Source organism: Streptomyces sp. NPDC039480 (assembly GCF_055597165.1).
This window is the reverse complement of sequence record NZ_JBVITX010000016.1, coordinates 75,632-93,548: the sequence shown is the minus strand read 5'-3', so window position 1 is coordinate 93,548 and position 17,917 is coordinate 75,632. Positions and strand designations below refer to the sequence as shown.

The 17,917-nt window shown below is 70.4% G+C and carries 15 protein-coding genes and 1 tRNA gene; 10 read left to right on the top strand and 6 right to left on the bottom strand.

Features of this window, described 5'->3' with window-relative positions; genetic code table 11:
• The first annotated feature begins 19 nt into the window (after nt 1-19).
• The 3 genes from ACZ56E_RS36735 to ACZ56E_RS36725 are packed head-to-tail and all read left to right on the top strand — an operon-like array spanning nt 20 to nt 2,842.
• Nucleotides 20-961: an ABC transporter substrate-binding protein gene (locus ACZ56E_RS36735; RefSeq protein WP_471221127.1), complete on the top strand. Its 942-nt coding sequence runs from the start codon at nt 20-22 to the stop codon at nt 959-961.
• Nucleotides 962-983: 22 nt separating this feature from the next.
• Complete coding sequence (locus ACZ56E_RS36730) at nt 984-2,411, top strand: purine-cytosine permease family protein (protein ID WP_471221125.1); 1,428 nt, start codon at nt 984-986, stop codon at nt 2,409-2,411.
• Nucleotides 2,412-2,422: 11 nt separating this feature from the next.
• On the top strand, nt 2,423-2,842 hold the full coding sequence (locus ACZ56E_RS36725) for a hypothetical protein (RefSeq protein ID WP_468610113.1): 420 nt from the start codon (nt 2,423-2,425) through the stop codon (nt 2,840-2,842).
• A 27-nt stretch (nt 2,843-2,869) separates the two neighbouring features.
• Here the strand turns inward: ACZ56E_RS36725 and ACZ56E_RS36720 are convergent, their stop codons facing one another.
• Nucleotides 2,870-3,631 carry an SDR family oxidoreductase gene (locus ACZ56E_RS36720; RefSeq protein WP_471221123.1) on the bottom strand — a complete coding sequence of 254 codons (762 nt, stop codon included), beginning with the start codon at nt 3,629-3,631 and terminating at the stop codon, nt 2,870-2,872.
• 152 nt (nt 3,632-3,783) lie between these two features.
• On the opposite strand from ACZ56E_RS36720, the gene ACZ56E_RS36715 reads away from it, so the two are divergent.
• Nucleotides 3,784-4,611: a helix-turn-helix transcriptional regulator gene (locus tag ACZ56E_RS36715; protein WP_471221121.1), complete on the top strand. Its 828-nt coding sequence runs from the start codon at nt 3,784-3,786 to the stop codon at nt 4,609-4,611.
• Nucleotides 4,612-5,180: 569 nt separating this feature from the next.
• Here the strand turns inward: ACZ56E_RS36715 and ACZ56E_RS36710 are convergent.
• Entirely contained in the window at nt 5,181-6,572 is a 1,392-nt protein-coding gene (locus ACZ56E_RS36710; RefSeq protein WP_471221119.1) for a cystathionine beta-synthase, read from the bottom strand.
• A 164-nt stretch (nt 6,573-6,736) separates the two neighbouring features.
• On the opposite strand from ACZ56E_RS36710, the gene ACZ56E_RS36705 reads away from it, so the two are divergent.
• The 3 genes from ACZ56E_RS36705 to ACZ56E_RS36695 all read left to right on the top strand — a co-directional run bounded on the left by ACZ56E_RS36705 (nt 6,737) and on the right by ACZ56E_RS36695 (nt 10,404).
• Nucleotides 6,737-7,756: an SGNH/GDSL hydrolase family protein gene (locus tag ACZ56E_RS36705; RefSeq protein ID WP_471221117.1), complete on the top strand. Its 1,020-nt coding sequence runs from the start codon at nt 6,737-6,739 to the stop codon at nt 7,754-7,756.
• A gap of 328 nt (nt 7,757-8,084) precedes the next feature.
• Nucleotides 8,085-9,305 (top strand): acetyl-CoA C-acetyltransferase, encoded by a 1,221-nt coding sequence (locus ACZ56E_RS36700; RefSeq protein WP_468610123.1) that lies wholly within the window; start codon nt 8,085-8,087, stop codon nt 9,303-9,305.
• A gap of 220 nt (nt 9,306-9,525) precedes the next feature.
• Nucleotides 9,526-10,404, top strand: coding sequence for a hypothetical protein (locus tag ACZ56E_RS36695; protein ID WP_471221115.1), 879 nt, complete (start codon nt 9,526-9,528; stop codon nt 10,402-10,404).
• A 33-nt stretch (nt 10,405-10,437) separates the two neighbouring features.
• On the opposite strand, the gene ACZ56E_RS36690 is transcribed toward ACZ56E_RS36695, so the two are convergent.
• Nucleotides 10,438-10,749 carry a hypothetical protein gene (locus tag ACZ56E_RS36690; protein ID WP_468326749.1) on the bottom strand — a complete coding sequence of 104 codons (312 nt, stop codon included), beginning with the start codon at nt 10,747-10,749 and terminating at the stop codon, nt 10,438-10,440.
• 102 nt (nt 10,750-10,851) lie between these two features.
• Here ACZ56E_RS36690 and ACZ56E_RS36685 point away from each other — a divergent pair, with 102 nt between their 5' ends.
• Nucleotides 10,852-11,082 (top strand): DUF4287 domain-containing protein, encoded by a 231-nt coding sequence (locus ACZ56E_RS36685; RefSeq protein ID WP_125513198.1) that lies wholly within the window; start codon nt 10,852-10,854, stop codon nt 11,080-11,082.
• An 86-nt stretch (nt 11,083-11,168) separates the two neighbouring features.
• Here the strand turns inward: ACZ56E_RS36685 and ACZ56E_RS36680 are convergent, their stop codons facing one another.
• Both ACZ56E_RS36680 and ACZ56E_RS36675 read right to left on the bottom strand, forming a co-directional pair.
• A complete protein-coding gene (locus ACZ56E_RS36680; protein WP_468610127.1) occupies nt 11,169-12,095 on the bottom strand; it encodes a Bax inhibitor-1/YccA family protein in 927 nt (308 codons plus the stop codon).
• Nucleotides 12,096-12,348: 253 nt separating this feature from the next.
• Nucleotides 12,349-12,431 (bottom strand) — tRNA-Leu (locus tag ACZ56E_RS36675).
• Between the two features lie 394 nt (nt 12,432-12,825).
• Between ACZ56E_RS36675 and ACZ56E_RS36670 the strand changes: the two genes are divergently transcribed.
• Together ACZ56E_RS36670 and ACZ56E_RS36665 are read left to right on the top strand one after the other, a co-directional pair.
• On the top strand, nt 12,826-13,596 hold the full coding sequence (locus tag ACZ56E_RS36670; RefSeq protein WP_362998497.1) for an ABC transporter ATP-binding protein: 771 nt from the start codon (nt 12,826-12,828) through the stop codon (nt 13,594-13,596).
• Between the two features lie 177 nt (nt 13,597-13,773).
• Nucleotides 13,774-16,299: an ABC transporter permease gene (locus ACZ56E_RS36665; RefSeq protein ID WP_471221112.1), complete on the top strand. Its 2,526-nt coding sequence runs from the start codon at nt 13,774-13,776 to the stop codon at nt 16,297-16,299.
• 117 nt (nt 16,300-16,416) lie between these two features.
• Here ACZ56E_RS36665 and ACZ56E_RS36660 read toward each other — a convergent pair whose 3' ends face one another.
• The gene (locus ACZ56E_RS36660; protein ID WP_471221110.1) at nt 16,417-17,712 is read right to left on the bottom strand and encodes a class I SAM-dependent methyltransferase; all 1,296 of its coding nucleotides are present in this window, start codon (nt 17,710-17,712) and stop codon (nt 16,417-16,419) included.
• Nucleotides 17,713-17,917: the final 205 nt, after the last annotated feature.

The following is a 17,917-nucleotide window of genomic DNA, read 5'->3' as shown; positions in this document are numbered from 1 at the left end:
CAGACACCAGATGCCAGCCATGAACCGCAGAACCCTCCTCGGCGGGCTCCTCGCCACCGCGTCCGTCCCCGCGCTCGCCGCCTGCAGCGGCGGCGTCACCTCCCTCGACGGCGAGGGCTCGGGCGGCGGCGGAGGCGGCTCCAGCAAGGGCGGCGTCACCATAGGCACCGCCAACTTCACCGAGAACCAGGTCCTCGGGTACCTCTATGCCGCCGCGCTCAAGGCGGCCGGCGTGAAGACGAACGTCCGCCCCAACCTCGGCACCCGCGAGATCCTCATCCCCGCCCTCAAGGGCGGCGACATCGACCTGCTGCCCGAGTACCAGGGCGCCCTCCTGCACTACCTGGACCCGAAGGCGGAGGCCACCGAGGAGGGCGAGATGCAGAACGCCCTCGCCATGGCCCTGCCGCGCGGCCTCCAGATCCTCCCGTACGGGCGGGCCGAGGACTCCGACGCGTTCGTCGTGACGCGCGAGACGGCGAAGGAGTACGGCCTCAAGTCCCTCGCCGACCTCGCGAAGCACAACGGCAAGCTGGTCATCGGCGCCGCCCCCGAGGTGAAGAAGCGCACGGTGGGCGCGGTCGGCCTCAAGGACGTGTACGGAGTCGAGTTCAAGGAGTTCAAGTCGCTCGACTCGTCCGGTCCCCTGGTCAAGGGCGCCCTGCGCAAGGGCGACGTCGACGTGGCGAACCTCTTCACCACCGACACCGACATCGCCGCCGAGAAGTGGGTCGTCCTCACCGACCCCAAGAACCTGATACCCGGCCAGCACGTCGTCCCGCTCATCGCCGACCGCAAGGCCGACTCGACGGTCCGCAAGGCGCTCGCACGGCTCGGCGCCCTCCTGACGACCGAGCAGCTCACCGAGCTCAACCGCCTGGTGGACAAGGACAAGAAGGACCCGGAGGACGTCGCCGACGACTGGGCGTCCCGCCACGGACTCACGGAGAAGTCCGCATAAACCGAAGGGGGAGTCGATCGGCATGGCAGCTGAAGACCTGGTGGAGCGGCGCTCCATCGACGTCGTCCCCGACGACGAACGGCACGGCACCGCGTTCAGCCAGTTCACGCTCTGGCTCGGCGCCAACCTCCAGATCACCGCGGTCGTCACGGGCGCCCTCGCCGTCGTCTTCGGCGGCGACGTGGTGTGGTCGCTCACCGGCCTCGTCCTCGGCAACCTGCTGGGCGGCGCGGTGATGGCCCTGCACTCGGCGCAGGGTCCGAGGCTCGGCCTGCCGCAGATGATCCAGTCGCGGGCCCAGTTCGGCGTGAAGGGCGCGGTCGTCCCGCTGCTCCTCGTCATCCTCATGTACGTCGGGTTCTTCGCGAGCGGCAGCGTCCTCGCCGGACAGGCCACGGCAGAGCTGACGCACACGAACGACACCACCGGCATCGTGATCTTCGCCGCCGTCACGGCGGTCATGGCCGCGGTCGGCTACCGCGTCATCCACGCGCTCGGCCGGGTGGCGAGCGTGATCTGCGCGCTCGCGTTCGTCTACCTCGGCATCCGGCTCGTCGACCGCGTGGACATCGGCGCGCTGTTCGGCGACGCCCGCTTCGACCTGCCGATGTTCCTGCTCGCCGTCTCCCTGTCGGCGTCCTGGCAGCTCGCCTTCGGGCCGTACGTCGCGGACTACTCGCGCTATCTGCCGCGTACGACGTCGGCGAAGGCCACGTTCTGGTGGACGCTGTCCGGCTCGGCCATCGGCTCGCAGTGGTCCATGACGTTCGGGGTGCTGGTCGCGGCGAGCGCGGGGGACGCCTTCCTCGCCAACCAGGTCGGGTACGTCGTCGGCCTCGGCGGCACCGGCCTGATCGCCTCCTTCCTCTACTTCGTGATCGCGCTCGGCAAGCTGACCATCAACGTGCTCAACACCTACGGCGGCTTCATGTCGATGGTGACCAGCATCAGCGGCTTCCGGGGGCAGCGGGTCCTCGGGCCGCGCGGGCGGGCCGCGTACATCGCCGTGATCATGGTGGCGGGCACGGCGGTGGCGCTGCTCGGCAAGGACAGCTTCCTGGCGTCCTTCAAGGACTTCCTGCTGTTCCTGCTGACCTTCTTCACGCCCTGGTCGGCGATCAACCTGGTCGACTACTACCTGATCTCCCGCGAGCGGTACGACATCCCCGCCCTCTTCGACCCGCACGGCCGCTACGGCGCCTGGCGCTGGGACGCGCTGCTGGTCTACGGCGTGGGCCTGCTCGCCCAGCTGCCGTTCCTCGTCACGCACTTCTACACGGGCCCGCTGGTCGAGCCGCTGGGCGGCGCCGACATCTCGTGGATCGTGGGTCTCGTGGTGCCCGCGGTGCTGTACTGGTCCCTGGCCAGGCGGAACCCGCCCGTCCCTGGGGACGGTGCCCGGGCGGAGAGGGGGGTTAGCCCCAGCGCGGGGGCGACCCCGGCCCCGTAACGTAGACGGCTATGGAAGCCCGTGACGCGGAACTCAAGAAGGAACTCGACGCCACTCTGCACGCCCGCAGAGAGCTCGGCGAAGAGTACGACTCCGCCTTGGTCGACTCGTTCCTCGGGAAGGTCGAGCAGCGCCTGGACGGCACGATCGACCGCCGTCTGCGCCGCCACCTGGCCGAGCAGCAGATGGTCGTCGCACGGGGCGCCCGCTCCCCCGGCAGCCCCGTCGACTCCTGGAGCGAGCGCTTCGGCTTCGGCGTCATCTCGCTGGTCCTCGCGATCCCGCTCTCCGCGATCGCCGCGGTCAACGCCGGCCTGACCGGCCTCTTCATCTCCTGGGCCGGCATCCTGGGCGTGAACGCGGTGCACGGACTGCGCGGCACGACCTTCGTCCGGCGGCGCGGCGAGCGCGCGTCGGAGTGGGACGACTGAGCCTGCCCTGCGACGCCCTTCGGCGGCTCACGCCTGCCGCGTGGGCAGCACGATCAGCTGGCGCAGGTTGACGTGGCGCGGACGGCTCGCCGCGTAGGCGATCAGGTCCGCGACGTCCTCCGAGGCCAGTGAGCCGACCGCGCCGAACATGCCCTCGAGCTGGCCGCTCAGCTCCGCGTTGTCGATGTGGCCGCGCAGTTCGGTCTCCGTGAGGCCCGGCTCGATGTTGGTGACGCGCACGTCCAGCGGGCCGAACTCGGTGCGCAGGGACTCCGACAGGTACGTCAGCGCGGCCTTCGTCGCCCCGTACACCGCGTAATTGGTGAACGGGATGTGCGCGCCGATCGACGAGATGTTGACCAGATCTGCCGTGCCGCCCTCGTCGGCGGCCGCGATCAGGTCCGGCGTGAAGGCCCGGATGATCCGCAGCGCGCCCGCCACGTTCGTGTCCAGCATGCGCTGCCACTCGTCGGTGCGGCCCTCGGTGACCGGGTTCGGGAACATGACGCCCGCCGAGTTCACCACCAGGTCCACCCGCCCGTAGGCCGCCCGGACCCGCTCCGCGGCGGCGTCCACGGACGCCTGGTCGGTGACGTCGGCGGTGACGGCGAGCGCCCGGCCGCCGTCCGCCTCGATCTTGGCGGCCAGCTCGCCGAGCCGCTCCGTCCGCCGGGCGAGCAGGACGACCCTCGCGCCCCGCGCGGCGAGCAGCCTGGCCGTGGCCTCGCCGATGCCGCTCGCGGCGCCGGTGACGAGGGCGGTGCGGTTCTCAAGTGCCGTGTACGTCATGGGGGTTCTCCCTGGTTCCGGCCGCCGGGTCGGTTCCCTCGGCGGCGTCGGTGACCACTCTGCGCAGGCCGCTGACCGCTACCCAGGGCTGAGCCTTTCCTGGGTCTGCCAGTACCAGGTTCGAACGGGCCCCGCCGCCTAGGATCGACCGCATGGACGGCGACCTCGGAGACTTCCTGCGCTCACGGCGGGCCCGCATACAACCCGCTGACGTGGGCCTCACCTCGTACGGCAGGCGCCGCGTGCCGGGGCTGCGCCGCGAGGAGGTCGCGCAGCTGGCGGGCGTGAGCGTGGACTACTACATCCGTCTCGAACAGGGCCGCGGTCCCTCCGTGTCCGACTCCGTCCTCGACGCGATCGCCCGCGTGCTGCGCCTGGACGAGACCGAGCACGCCTATCTGCGCACCGTGGCCCGGCCCCGGCCGCCGCGCCCCCGCCGGGCCGGTGCCGCGGGGCGGCAGGTCCGGCCCGGGCTGCGGCGTCTGCTCGACTCCATCGACCGGGCCCCTGCGTTCGTCTTCGGGCGCCGCATGGACGTCCTCGCGTGGAATGACCTCGCCGACGCGCTCAACGGCTTCTCCCTCCTGACCCCCGCCGAGCGCAACATTCCCCGGCAGGTGTTCCTCGAAGGGCCCCGGCGGGACTGTTATCCGGAGTGGGAGGCGGTGGCGGCGGAGACGGTGGCGTATCTCCGTCTGGACGCCGCGCGCTGCCCGTCCGACACGGAACTCTGCTCCCTGGTGGGCGAGTTGTCCGTCAAGAGCGAGGACTTCCGTCGGCTGTGGGCGGACCATCAGGTCAAGGAGAAGACCCACGGCGTGAAGCGGATGAAGCACCCTGTGGTGGGTGAATTGGTCCTCCCTTACGAGACGCTGTCCCTGCCCGGTGATCCCGAGCAGCTTCTGGTCGTCTACACCCCGGAGCCGGGAAGCGAGAGCGCGGAGCGGCTCTCCCTCCTGGGCAGTTGGGCGGCGACGTAGCCCCGGTTTGTGCCTCCCCTGCGGGCCGGTGGGGGCGGGCCGCGCAGTTCCCCGCGCCCCTGGGTGGTCCGCCTCACCGTCCCGTGAAACGCGCCGCCCAAAGGGCGCGGGGGCGGCGTATTTGGGCGCCTGCGGGCCGGTGGGGGTTGCTCGCGCAGTTCCCCGCGCCCCTGGGTGGTCCGCCTCACCGTCGCGTGAAACGCGCTGCCCAAAGGGCGCGGTGCGGTGTAGCGGTGCCTTCTGTGGGGCGGCGCGGTGGGCTGCTCAGGGGCGCGGGGAACTGCGCGGCCAGCCCCCGCTCGGCCGCAGATAATCGCCAACCCGGCAGCGCGTCAGCGCAGGGACCGCCGCACCCCCGGGGTCACCCAGGGGGCGGGACGACGGCGGTCCCCGCGCGGGACGTGGGCCGGGTCAGAGCCGGTCCACGTCCGGGCGTCCGCGGATCCGGGAGCCGCTCCGGAGGTCCTGACGCCGACAACGACCAATGTGCCCCAGCCGTGTTAAGCGCGTACTGCACGCACATGACGTGCTCGTACCGCTTCGGCGAAGAAGCCCCCTACGGAACTCCCCTACTGGGACTGCTGCCCCGCGAGGAACGCGAGCAGGTCCTGCCGGCTCACGACCCCGGTCGGCTTCCCCTCGACCAGCACGATCGCCGCGTCGGCGCCACCGAGCACCGACATGAGGTCCGCCACCGGCTCCCCGGAGCCGACCTGCGGCAGCGGGTCCGACATGTGCTTCTCCAGCGGGTCGGAGAGCGAGGCGCGCTGCGTGAAGAGCGCGTCGAGCAGCTCCCGCTCCACCACGGAACCGATGACCTCCGCGGCCATCACATCGGGGTGCCCCGCGCCCGGCTTGACGATCGGCATCTGCGAGACGCCGTACTCACGCAGGACCTCGATCGCCTCGCCGACCGTCTCCTCGGGGTGCATGTGGACCAGCGAGGGCAGCTCCCCGCCCTCCTTGCGGCTCAGCACGTCGCCGACGCGCGGCTGGTCGCCGGCCTCCTCCAGGAAGCCGTAGTCGTTCATCCACTCGTCGCTGAAGATCTTGCTCATGTAGCCACGACCCGAGTCGGGGAGCAGGACGACCACCACGTCGTCGGGGCCGAGCCGCTCGGCGACCCGCAGCGCCGCCACGACCGCCATGCCGCACGAACCGCCGACGAGCAGCCCCTCCTCCTTGGCGAGCCGCCGGGTCATCTGGAAGGAGTCCTTGTCGGACACGGCGATGATCTCGTCGGTGACATTGCGGTCGTACGCCGTCGGCCAGAAGTCCTCACCGACGCCCTCGACTAGATAGGGCCGCCCGGACCCACCGGAGTACACGGACCCCTCGGGGTCGGCGCCCACGACGGTGACGGAGCCCTTGGAGATCTCCTTGAGATAGTTGCCCGTGCCGGAGATCGTGCCGCCGGTCCCGATGCCCGTCACGAAGTGGGTGATCTTCCCCTCCGTCTGCTCCCACAGCTCGGGGCCCGTGGAGTGGTAGTGGGAGAGCGGGTTGTTCGGGTTGCTGTACTGGTCGGGCTTCCAGGCGCCGGGCGTCTCGCGTACGAGCCGGTCGGAGACGTTGTAGTACGAATCCGGGTGCTCGGGGTCGACGGCGGTCGGGCAGACCACCACATCGGCGCCGTACGCGCGCAGCACGTTGATCTTGTCGAGGGACACCTTGTCCGGGCAGACGAAGATGCACTTGTAGCCCTTCTGCTGGGCCACGATGGCAAGGCCGACGCCCGTGTTGCCGGACGTCGGCTCGACGATCGTCCCGCCGGGCTTCAGCTCCCCGCTCTGCTCGGCCGCCTCGATCATGCGCAGCGCGATGCGGTCCTTCACGGAACCGCCGGGATTGAAGTACTCGACCTTGGCCAGGACGGTCGCCTGGATGCCCGCGGTCACGTTGTTGAGCCTCACGAGCGGGGTGTTGCCGACGAGGCTGATCATCGAGTCGTGGAATTGCACCGTTGTCTCCGGGCTGCGATGTAGTGCGACGAATTGGTGCGGTCAGCCTAAGGGTCCACCTCATCCGTTCACCTCCGCTCGCGATTGGCCGACCGTGCTTACGGGGCAATGAGTGGATGTACGGCCGTACGAACCGGTACGGCACGAGGAGGTGGCTGCAGGGCATGTCGAGGGCGAGGGTGGCACGACGGATCGCCGCGGGCGCGGCGTACGGCGGCGGAGGCATCGGGCTGCTCGGGGCCGCCACGGTGGGCGTGGTGCTGGCCGAGGTACAGCTGGCGAAGCGGAACGTGGGCAATGGCGGGCACGCGGATCCACCGCGGGCGGACGGCCGGTACGGCGGGGCGTTCGCCCGTCCTGCCCGCGCCGACTCCCCCGAACCGGTGCGGTTCGCCATGCTCGGGGACTCCACGGCGGCGGGGCAGGGCGTGCACCGGGCCAGGCAGACCCCGGCGGCGCTGCTCGCCTCCGGGCTCGCGGCGGTCGCCGAGCGGCCCGTCGATCTCCGGAACGTGGCGCTGCCCGGCGCCCAGTCGGACGACCTGGACCGGCAGGTGACGCTGATCCTGTCGGACCCGACGTGGGTGCCGGACGTCTGCGTCGTCATGATCGGCGCGAACGACGTGACGCACCGGATGCCGCCGACGCGGTCGGTGCGCCATCTCTCCGCCGCGGTGCGCAGGCTCCGTACGGCCGGTGCGGAGGTCGTGGTCGGCACCTGCCCCGACCTGGGCACGGTCGAGAACGTCTACCAGCCCCTGCGGTGGCTGGCCCGGCACGTCTCGCGGCAGCTGGCCGCGGCGCAGACGATCGGTGTGGTGGAGCAGGGCGGGCGGACGGTGTCGCTGGGCGACCTGCTGGGCCCCGAGTTCGCGGCGCACCCGCGGGAACTGTTCGGCCCCGACCGCTACCACCCCTCCGCGGAGGGGTACGCGACGGCGGCGATGGCGGTCCTTCCCACGCTGTGCGCGGCGCTGGGCCTGTGGCCGGAGGAGGAGCGGCCGGACGTCTCGCGGCACGAAGGGTTCCTGCCGGTGGCCAGGGCGGCGGCGCAGGCGGCTTCGGAGGGCGGTACGGAGGTCACGGCGGCAATGCCCACTGGCCCCCGGGGTCCGTGGGCCCTCCTCAAACGCCGACGCCGCCGCCGCATCCACACCCCAGAACCCTCCCCGCTCCCCCACTGACCTCCACCTTCACCTGCGGCCCGGTGGGGGCGAGCCGCGCAGTTCCCCGCGCCCCTAGGTGGTCCACCTCGCCCTGCGCCGCAACGGAACGGCGCCGGGCAAGTAGTTCAGGGGCGCGGGGAACTGCGCGACCAGCCCCCACCGGCCCGCAGGGAGAAACCCACCCCACCCGCCCCGGCCCCGCGGCCTGAGCGCCCGCTTAGAAATGCGGTCCGCGTCACACCCCCGACCCGATGACCCACCCCATTACGTACAGGTAACTTCCCAGAGAGTCCTCAAAGAGACCTGAGCCCTGCCCCACCCTTCGCCTCGTCACTGGAGCGTCCTGATGCCCGAAGCCGTGATCGTCTCTGCCGCCCGCACCCCGATCGGCCGCGCCTTCAAGGGCTCGCTGAAGGATCTGCGTCCGGACGACCTGACCGCCACCATCATCGAGGCCGCCCTCGCCAAGGTCCCGGGGCTCGACCCCAAGGACATCGACGACCTGATGCTCGGCTGCGGCCTGCCCGGCGGCGAGCAGGGCCACAACCTCGGCCGCATCGTGGCCGTGCAGCTGGGCATGGACCACCTCCCGGGCTGCACCATCACCCGGTACTGCTCCTCGTCCCTCCAGACCTCCCGCATGGCCCTGCACGCCATCAAGGCGGGCGAGGGCGACGTCTTCATCTCCGCGGGCGTGGAGATGGTGTCCCGGAGCGTGAAGGGCACCTCCGACGGCCTCCCCGACACCCACAACCCCCTCTTCGCCGACGCCGAGGCCCGCACCGAGGCCGTGTCCAAGACCGAGGGCTCCACCTGGCACGACCCGCGTGAGGACGGCCTGCTCCCGGACGCGTACATCGCGATGGGCCAGACCGCCGAGAACCTGGCCCGCGCCAAGGGCGTCACCCGCCAGGACATGGACGAGTTCGGCGTCCGCTCGCAGAACCTCGCCGAGGAAGCCATCAAGAACGGCTTCTGGGAGCGCGAGATCACCCCCGTGACGACCCCCGACGGCACCGTCGTCAGCAAGGACGACGGGCCCCGCGCCGGCGTCACCCTCGAAGGCGTCGGGGGCCTCAAGCCCGTCTTCCGCCCCGACGGCATGGTCACCGCCGGCAACTGCTGCCCCCTGAACGACGGCGCCGCCGCCCTCGTGATCATGAGCGACACCAAGGCCCGCGACCTCGGCCTGACCCCGCTCGCCCGCATCGTCTCCACCGGCGTCACCGGCCTCTCCCCCGAGATCATGGGCCTCGGCCCGGTCGAGGCGTCCAAGCAGGCCCTGCGGCGCGCCGGGCTCACCATCGACGACATCGACCTCGTCGAGATCAACGAGGCCTTCGCCGCGCAGGTGATCCCGAGCTACCGCGACCTGGGCATCGACATCGACAAGCTCAACGTCAACGGCGGCGCCATCGCGGTCGGCCACCCCTTCGGCATGACGGGCGCCCGCATCACCGGCACGCTCATCAACTCCCTCCAGTTCCACGACAAGCAGTTCGGCCTGGAGACGATGTGCGTCGGCGGCGGCCAGGGCATGGCGATGGTCATCGAGCGCCTCAGCTAGGTCCGGCCAGGCCCCCTGGATCACTTCGTGACCCAATCTCCCCCAGGATGTGACCTATCTCCTGGGGGAGATACATATGCCCAGCTCAGAGCACATCCGGTAAGGCACACCGGGCCAAAAGACCTGTCCATTTCGTGACGTAATGCACTGACAGGTGGATCGTGCAGGCTTCAAGCTGATGTAGGAAGTCGGGGGTCGACTTGAAACCGGGAGTACGTCAGTGAGCGCCTTGCCTCTTGCCCTGCTGCTCTCCACGGCCGCTGCCACGGCCGTGGGCGTCGCCGCCCTGCACGCCGTGCACGGCCTGCGCAAGCAGATAGCCGAGATCACCGCCCTGCACGCCGAGGCGGCCGACAGCCGTGCCGCGAGCGGCCCGCACCCGACGGTGCCGGCCGCCCGCACCACGGTGGACACCGACGAGATACGCGCGGCGGTGACCGAGGCGCTCGCCGAGGAGCGGGAGCGCGAGCTCGCCGAGGCCCGGGCCTTCTGGGCGGCCCAGGAGGCCCGTGACGGCTCCGAGGGGCCCTCTCTGCTCAGCGGGCTGCCCGGCATCCCGGACAGCATCGCCGACGAGCTGTTCCTGCCGCGCCAGGCCGACTTCGCGGGCCTGGAGGCCGACAGCCTGGAGCCGGTGATCGAGCCCTTCGCCGACCCCGCGGGCAGCGACGAGTTCGCCGGCGGCACCTCCCTGGACGGAATCCACGGCGGAGACTCCCCGGAGCTGGCCGCCGCCCGCCGCCGCCACCCCTCGCACCCGGACTTCGTGCCGGTGCAGACCCCGGCCCCCGACGCCATCGGCGACCACGAGCGCACGGTCGAGTGCCTCGAGGAGCTCGCCGCCGCCCGCACCGCCCTCGCCGACGTCCGCCCCGGCCCGCTGGGCACTCTGGACGTGTACGTCTTCGCGGACGGTACGACGCTGTGCATGACGCCCGGCCACCGCGAGACGGCGGAGCTCCTCGCCGCGGCCCTGCGCGAGGGCCGGACCCCGTTCCTGCTGGGCGGCTCCGGCATCTCGGGCGCGTACGCCCTGACCTTCGAGTGCGGCACCGAGAACGTCTACATCCTGGCCGACCGCGTCATCGCGTCCGTCTGAGCGGGCGGGCCCAGGGCCCGCCGACGGGCTCTCCTAGACCCCGGCCCGTTTCTGCGCCTCCTCCACGAGGCGCAGCACCCGCTCCAGCTCCTCGGCGTCCGTCAGGACGAGGGCCAGGTCCCGGCCCGCGACGGTGATCTGGTCGGCGGCGGCGAACATCCCGGCGTCCGGCATCTCCCGCGGTGGGGTCCCCGGCTCCTCGATGCGCTGCGCGAGCACCGCCAACTCCCTGGCCAGGGCAAGCGCTTCGGTCGCCGCTCCGCGCTGCAGCCGGCTCTGTGGCGCGGCCCGCAGGCGGTCGGCGAAATGGTCCACTGCGGCCGTCAAAGGCGTCGTATCGAGCACCCCGCGACCCTATGTGGCTTTACGGGACTGTTGCCAACGCCCCGGCGCTCAGGCACGGTGTCGGGAAGGACGGAACACATCGCGACGCGTCCGGAGGCGCCGATGTCACAAGTCTTCTCCGAGGAGACCCACCGCAACCTGCTCGCCCGAATCCCCCAATGCACCGGTCGTGAAGTCTCCGACTGGCTCCGCGCCGTGGACGAAGGACCCTCTCTCTTCCGCTTCGAGGAGAAGGTCAGCTGGCTCCGCGCCGAACACAATCTCGCGTACGGCCACGCGAAGGCGATCATCCACGAGTACGACCTCAGGCGGGCCGCCCGAAAATTCCTCTGACCCCCCACCCACACACGGCGAAGGGCCCGCGGACCGTCTCCGGTCCGCGGGCCCTTCGGTTCAGCCGTCAGGCGCTGTCAGCCGTCTCAGTCGTTGCCCGAGAAGATGGCGATCAGGCGCAGGAACTCCATGTAGATCCAGACGAGCGTCATCGTCAGACCGAACGCGGCGAGCCAGGCCTCTTCCTTGGGGGCGCCGTACGCGATGCCGTCCTCGACCTGCTTGAAGTCGAGGGCCAGGAAGCAGGCGCCGAGCAGGATGCCGACGATGCCGAACGCGATGCCGAGGCCACCGCTGCGGAAGCCGAGGCCGTCACCGCCGCCGAAGACCATGAACAGCAGGTTCACCGCGGTCAGCAGCAGGAAGCCGAGGGCCGCGGCCATCACGAAGCCGTAGAAACGGCGGTTGACGCGGATCCAGCCCGCCTTGTAGGCCACGAGGACGCCGATGAAGACGGCCATCGTGCCGAGCACGGCCTGCATGGCCGCGCCGCTCGCGATGCGGTTGTCGACGACGCTGGAGATGACGCCGAGGAAGACGCCTTCCAGCGCGGCGTACGTCAGGATCAGCGCGGGCGAGGCCTTGCGCTTGAAGGCCTGGACGAGGCCGAGCACCATCGCGATGAGGCCGGCGCCGATCGCGATGCCGTACGACTTGCTGATGTTCGCGTCGTCCACCGGCAGCAGCGCCCAGGCGAGCGCGGCCGTGACCACGAGCGTGCCGAGCGTGGTCGCGGTGCGCATGACGACGTCGTCCATCGTCATACGGGTGGTCACGGGCGCCTGGGGCGCGCCGTGCTGCAGGTCCTGCTGGGCGTACGGATTGGTGGCGTAGGGATTGCCTGCCGGGGCCTGCTGGCCGCCTGCGTACGGATTGCCCTGCGCGTACGGGTTGCCCTGCTGGGTCTGGGTCGCGGCTGCGGGTCCCCCGGCCTGCGGCTGCGCGCCGAAGCCGGCGAAGCCGTTGTCGCGGCTGAACCCCCGTCGCGAGAAGACCGGGTTACTGCTCCTCATTTCACTCCTCCATGGCCACCGTGTGTGGCTTTGCCTCAAGAGTAATGCGTAGGCAAAGGGATGGGCCTAGTGCTTGGGGAGGATCTTTCCCTCTCTGTGAGGGAGAACGCTCGACCGGGGACGTACTGTTCCCGGATCGGTACCGTTCCGCCGCTCGGGTGACCCCGCGAGGGCCCGGAGGCCCGGAGGGAGCGGTGCCGGGGATGCGGTGCCAGGGGGCCGTGCCACCGGCACCTTCACCAATCAGCGGATGTGCCCGGAGCCGGACTCGAACCGGCACGCCCCCGAGGGGCAGCGAGGTTTAAGCTCGCCGTGTCTGCATTCCACCATCCGGGCAGGCCATGGGCTCCGCGTCGAGGCTTCGACCCTATCGGGAGGCATCCCCCGAACAGCGGAAGGGCAGCCCGATGTTGTCTTATTTTATTGACGTCTGAGGGTGCATCAGCCGTTGTCACGGTCCGTTGGTACATGCCGGAGGCCCTTCCCCGGGCCCGGCCGGTCTCGTGGGCCTCTGCACGGAATGACGGAATTTAGCCCTCCCGACGTTCCCGGTCCCGCTTTCTCCTCCTTTCCGCATCAGGGACGCACGTCATCCCCAGGTATGACAGGACGCCCTCAAGTCCGACTCGAGAGGGCCCCAGGAACCGGAACAGCGGCTGACTACATGGCGCTGATCGGCCAGGACGATGGAGTACGTCCCCACTCGTCGTCCCGACAGGAGCACCACCCCGTGACCACCACCCCTTTCGCCACTCGTGCCACCGCCGTGGCGGCGCGCGCCACGGAACTCTCCAAGGTGTACGGACAGGGTGAGACCCAGGTGGTCGCCCTGGACCGGGTCTCCGTCGACTTCGGGCAGGGCGAGTTCACCGCGATCATGGGCCCCTCGGGCTCCGGCAAGTCGACCCTGATGCACTGCGTCGCCGGTCTGGACAGCTTCAGCTCCGGCTCCGTGCGCATCGGCGACACCGAGCTGTCCACGCTCAAGGACAAGCAGCTCACGAAGCTCCGCCGGGACAAGATCGGCTTCATCTTCCAGGCGTTCAACCTGCTGCCGACCCTGACGGCCCTGGAGAACATCACGCTGCCGATGGACATCGCGGGCCGCAAGCCGAACCGCGAGTGGGTCGAGCAGGTCATCGAGATGGTCGGCCTCTCCGGGCGCCTCAAGCACCGGCCCACCGAGCTCTCCGGCGGCCAGCAGCAGCGCGTCGCCGTGGCCCGCGCCCTCGCCTCCCAGCCGGAGATCATCTTCGGTGACGAGCCGACCGGAAACCTCGACTCGCGCTCCGGCGCGGAGGTCCTCGGCTTCCTCCGCAACTCCGTGCGCGACCTCGGGCAGACCGTCGTGATGGTCACCCACGACCCGGTCGCCGCCTCGTACGCGGACCGCGTGATCTTCCTCGCGGACGGGCGCGTCGTCGACGAGATGCACCGGCCGACCGCGGACGGCGTGCTCGACCGCATGAAGCACTTCGACGCGAAGGGCCGCACCAGCTAGTGGCCGCTCGGCCTCGGGCGGTCCCCCCTACCGCCGTCGAGGTCCGGAATTCGTCGGGACTGCGGGCCGCTTGTGGCTTGTCGCGCCCACGCGGCGGAGCCGCATATGTCACAGTCCCGCGCCCCTGGGAGGCCCCTGCGGGGCGCTCCCCCCTCACTCCACCCTGGACTCACACCCATGTTCCGTACCGCCCTGCGCAACGTGCTCACGCACAAAGCCAGGCTGTTGATGACCGTGCTCGCCGTCATGCTCGGCGTCGCCTTCGTCTCCGGCACCCTGGTCTTCACCGACACCTTCGGCAACGCCTACAAGAACAAGTCGGCGAAGAGCTTCGACCACGTCTCCGTCGCCATCACGTCCGCCAGTGACTCCTCCGGCGACGACAGCGGCCGTGGCCCCAAGCAGAAGCCCGAGCTCACCGACTCCCTCCTGAAGAAGGCCGACGGGCTGCCCGGCGCCGGTTCCGTGCTCGGCTCCGTCTCGGGCTTCACCGCGCTCGCCGACAAGGACGGCAAGCTGGTGGGCGGCGAGTGGGGCACCACCGGCGCCAACTACTTCCCGGGCAAGGACGGCAAGGACCCGCGCTACGACTTCACCGAGGGCGCCGCCCCGAAGTCCGCCGGTGACATCGCCCTCGACTCCCGCACCGCCGGCCGCACCGGCTACCGGGTGGGCGACACCGTCCGCTACTCCACCGACGGCCCGGTGCGCACCGCGAAGGTCAGCGGCGTCTTCGACACCGACGAGGGCAGCGTCGTCGCGGGCGGCAGCCTGGTCGTCTTCGACAACAAGACCGCGCTCAAGGAGCTCAACAAGAACCAGTACGACGAGATCGACGTGAAGGCGGCCGCGGGCACCTCCGAGGCGGCCCTGGAGAAGTCGGTCGAGAAGATCCTGCCCAAGGATTCCTCGACGATGACGGGCGGCGAGCTCAAGGCCCAGCAGGACCGGATGATCGAGGAGCAGACCAGCTCCATGAGCCAGGTCCTGCTGATCTTCGCCGGCATCGCGCTCTTCGTCGGCATCTTCATCATCGCCAACACCTTCACCATGCTGGTCGCCCAGCGCACCAAGGAACTCGCGCTGATGCGGGCCGTCGGCGCCTCGCGCCGCCAGGTGACGCGCTCCGTGCTGATCGAGGCCTTCCTCGTCGGCATGATCGCCGCCGTGAGCGGTTTCGCGCTCGGCATCGGCGTGGCCGTGGGCCTGGAGTCCCTGATGAACTCCGCCGGCGCCTCGCTGCCCGACGGACCCCTCGTCATCGCCCCGACCACGATCCTCGTGGCGCTGCTCATCGGTGTGGTCGTGACCATGCTGGCCGCCTGGCTGCCGGGCCGCCGCGCCGCGCGCATCCCGCCGGTCGCCGCGATGAACAGCGTCCACGCGACGCCGACCGTGCGGGGCCTGGTGGTCCGCAACACCATCGGTTCGGTCATCGTCGCGCTCGGCGCGGTGATGCTCTTCATGAAGGACAACTACGTGAAGTCGGGCGGCGCGGGCGTCATGCTCGTCGGCGTCATCGTCCTCACGCCGCTGCTGTCCCGCCCGTTCATCGCCGCCTCTGCGCCGCTCCTGAAGCCGTTCGGCGTCACCGGCAAGCTGTCGCGCCTCAACTCGGTGCGCAACCCGCGCCGCACGGCCTCCACGGCCGCGGCCCTGATGATCGGTCTCACCCTCATCACGGCGATGACCGTGGTCGCCACCTCGATGAGCACCGCCATCAACAAGATGGCCGCCGGCGCCATGAAGGCCGACTACAGCGTCTCCATGGCGAACTTCCAGCCGCTGACCCCCGAGGTCCGCGAGAAGCTGGACAAGATCCCGGACGTCGCGGCGACCACCCCGCTGCGCAGCACCTACGGCGAGGCCGACGGCGGCTTCGTCTCCATCTCCGGCGTCGACCCGAAGACCTTCGGCAAGCTGGTCGGCCTGGACTTCACCGGCGGCTCGGTGGACGGCCTGAAGTCCGGCGGCGTGCTCGTCGACACGGACACCGCCAAGGACAAGGGCCTCAAGGCGGGCGACACCCTCCCGCTGAAGTTCGACGACGACGGCAAGAAGGTCGAGCTGAAGGTCGCCGGTGTCTACGAGGGCAACGAGATGCTCAACGGCCTCTTCGCGCCGACCTCCGTCGTCGACCCGCACCTGACCAAGGTCGTCGACAAGCAGGTCCTCGTGAAGATGAAGGGCGGCACCTCCGACAAGGCCGAGGACGCCATCGTCAAGGCCCTCGGCGAGAACCCCGCCATCACCGTCCAGGACAAGGACGCGATCAGCAACCAGGTGGCCGGCGCCATCAACATGATGCTGAACATGCTCTACGGCCTGCTCGCCATGGCCGTCCTCATCGCGGTGCTCGGCGTCATCAACACCCTCGCGATGTCGGTCTTCGAGCGGAAGCACGAGATCGGCATGCTGCGGGCCATCGGCCTGGACCGTGCGAAGGTCAAGCAGATGGTGCGCCTGGAGGCGGTCATCATCTCCCTGTTCGGCGCGGTGCTCGGCATCGGACTCGGCCTGTTCATAGGCTGGGTCGCGGGCGGCACCATCTCGAACAGCGTCTCCACGTACTCGATGGAGATCCCGCTCGGCCGGATCGTGATCTTCCTCGGGATCGCGGCCCTGGTCGGTGTCCTCGCGGCGATGTGGCCGGCCCGCAGCGCGGCGAAGCTGAACCCGCTGATGGCCATCAAGAGCGAGTAGCGCTCCGCTCGGCAGTACGGAAAAAGGGCCCCGGACGACGAACCTCGTCCGGGGCCCTTCGGCTTGCCCCGTGTCGCCGCTGCGCGGCTCGTCCTCAAACGCCGGACGGGCTGGATTTCACCGCCAGTCCCTGGCCCTCAGCGGCAGCCCCGAGGCGCCGCTGTCCGGGGTCCTCACCGCGAGGACCTGGTTGACGCCGATGCGGTTGTGTTCGAAGGCCAGCGCGGAGGCGGCCATGTAGAGGCGCCAGATGCGGGCGCGGCCCGGTGAGGTGAGGCGCTGCCCCTCGGCCCAGCGCGCCTCCAGGTTCGCGACCCAGCGGCGCAGGGTGAGGGCGTAGTGCTCGCGGATGGACTCCAGGTCGCGGACCTCGAAGCCGGCCCGCTCCAGGAGCGCCACCGTGGTGCCCACGGGCGCCAGCTCGCCGTCGGGGAAGACGTACGCGTCGATGAACTCGTCCACGGAGTACGCCGATTCGTCGGCCTGCGGGCGGCGCGCGATCTGGTGGTTGAGCAGCCGCCCGCCGGGCCCGAGGAGGGCGTACAGGTCGCGGGCGTACTCCAAGTAGCGTTCGCTGCCGACGTGTTCCGCCATGCCGATGGAGCTGATGGCGTCGTACGGCCCGTCGCGCACGTCGCGGTAGTCCTGGACGCGGATCTCGATCCGGTCCGTCAGCCCCTCCTCGGCCACCCGCTTCCTGGCGTAGGCGGCCTGCTCCTGGGAGAGGGTGACGCCCACGACGCTGACGCCGTGCTCGCGCGCCGCGTGGATCGCCATGGAGCCCCAGCCGCACCCCACGTCGAGCAGCCGCATGCCGGGCTGCAGGCCGAGCTTGCGGGAGACGAGTTCGAGCTTGTCGCGCTGGGCGTCCTCCAGGGTGCCGTCGGGCGACTCCCAGTAGGCGCACGAGTAGACCATCGACGGGCCGAGGACCAGTTCGTAGAAGTCGTTGCCGACGTCGTAGTGGTGGCTGATGGCGCGGCGGTCGCTGCCCTTGGTGTGCAGGTGGAGGCGGCCGTGTCTGCGCATCTCCTCGGGCGGCGGGGCGGGCGGCAGGAAGGGGGCGGAGAGGGCGAGCAGGGAGCGGGCCGCGGCGCGGAACTCCGGGTCGCGCAGGGACTGCCGCAGGCTCCTGGGGTTGTCGTCGCGCTCCCAGATGAACTCCGCCATCGCGTCCAGGGCCTGGTAGAGGTCGCCGTCGACGTCGAGATCACCGGCCACCCAGGCACGGGCGAGGCCCAGCTCCCCCGGCTTCCACAGGAGGTGGCGCAGGGCGCGGCGGTTGCGTACGACGAGGGCGGGGGCGTTCGGCGGTCCCGCCTCCGAGCCGTCCCAGGCGCGGATACGTACCGGCAGCGGGGCTCCCGTGAGCTGCTCGGCGAGGGTCTTCAGCCGCTGTGCGGCGTCCTGCATGGCGCACACCTCCGTGGATGGGGGCATCCCTTTGTTGTGACAATGAGGGAAAATCCCGGAACGGTCCAACACCACGGCAACACCGGAAGGGCCCGGACGCAGTCCCGTTGCCGCGTCACGGTACGGCAAAATAGATGCCCCCGGCATCTACTTTTCGCCGACATGCCGAGCCGGCATCCCGACATGCCGAAGGGGCCGCCCGCAC

Coding starts and splice junctions, on each gene's coding strand:
- ACZ56E_RS36735 (WP_471221127.1), top strand. CDS start 20: ATGAACCGCAGAACCCTCCTCGGCGGGCTCCTCGCCACCGCGTCCGTC.
- ACZ56E_RS36730 (WP_471221125.1), top strand. CDS start 984: ATGGCAGCTGAAGACCTGGTGGAGCGGCGCTCCATCGACGTCGTCCCC.
- ACZ56E_RS36725 (WP_468610113.1), top strand. CDS start 2,423: ATGGAAGCCCGTGACGCGGAACTCAAGAAGGAACTCGACGCCACTCTG.
- ACZ56E_RS36720 (WP_471221123.1), bottom strand. CDS start 3,631: ATGACGTACACGGCACTTGAGAACCGCACCGCCCTCGTCACCGGCGCC.
- ACZ56E_RS36715 (WP_471221121.1), top strand. CDS start 3,784: ATGGACGGCGACCTCGGAGACTTCCTGCGCTCACGGCGGGCCCGCATA.
- ACZ56E_RS36705 (WP_471221117.1), top strand. CDS start 6,737: ATGTCGAGGGCGAGGGTGGCACGACGGATCGCCGCGGGCGCGGCGTAC.
- ACZ56E_RS36700 (WP_468610123.1), top strand. CDS start 8,085: ATGCCCGAAGCCGTGATCGTCTCTGCCGCCCGCACCCCGATCGGCCGC.
- ACZ56E_RS36685 (WP_125513198.1), top strand. CDS start 10,852: ATGTCACAAGTCTTCTCCGAGGAGACCCACCGCAACCTGCTCGCCCGA.
- ACZ56E_RS36680 (WP_468610127.1), bottom strand. CDS start 12,095: ATGAGGAGCAGTAACCCGGTCTTCTCGCGACGGGGGTTCAGCCGCGAC.
- ACZ56E_RS36665 (WP_471221112.1), top strand. CDS start 13,774: ATGTTCCGTACCGCCCTGCGCAACGTGCTCACGCACAAAGCCAGGCTG.
- ACZ56E_RS36660 (WP_471221110.1), bottom strand. CDS start 17,712: ATGCAGGACGCCGCACAGCGGCTGAAGACCCTCGCCGAGCAGCTCACG.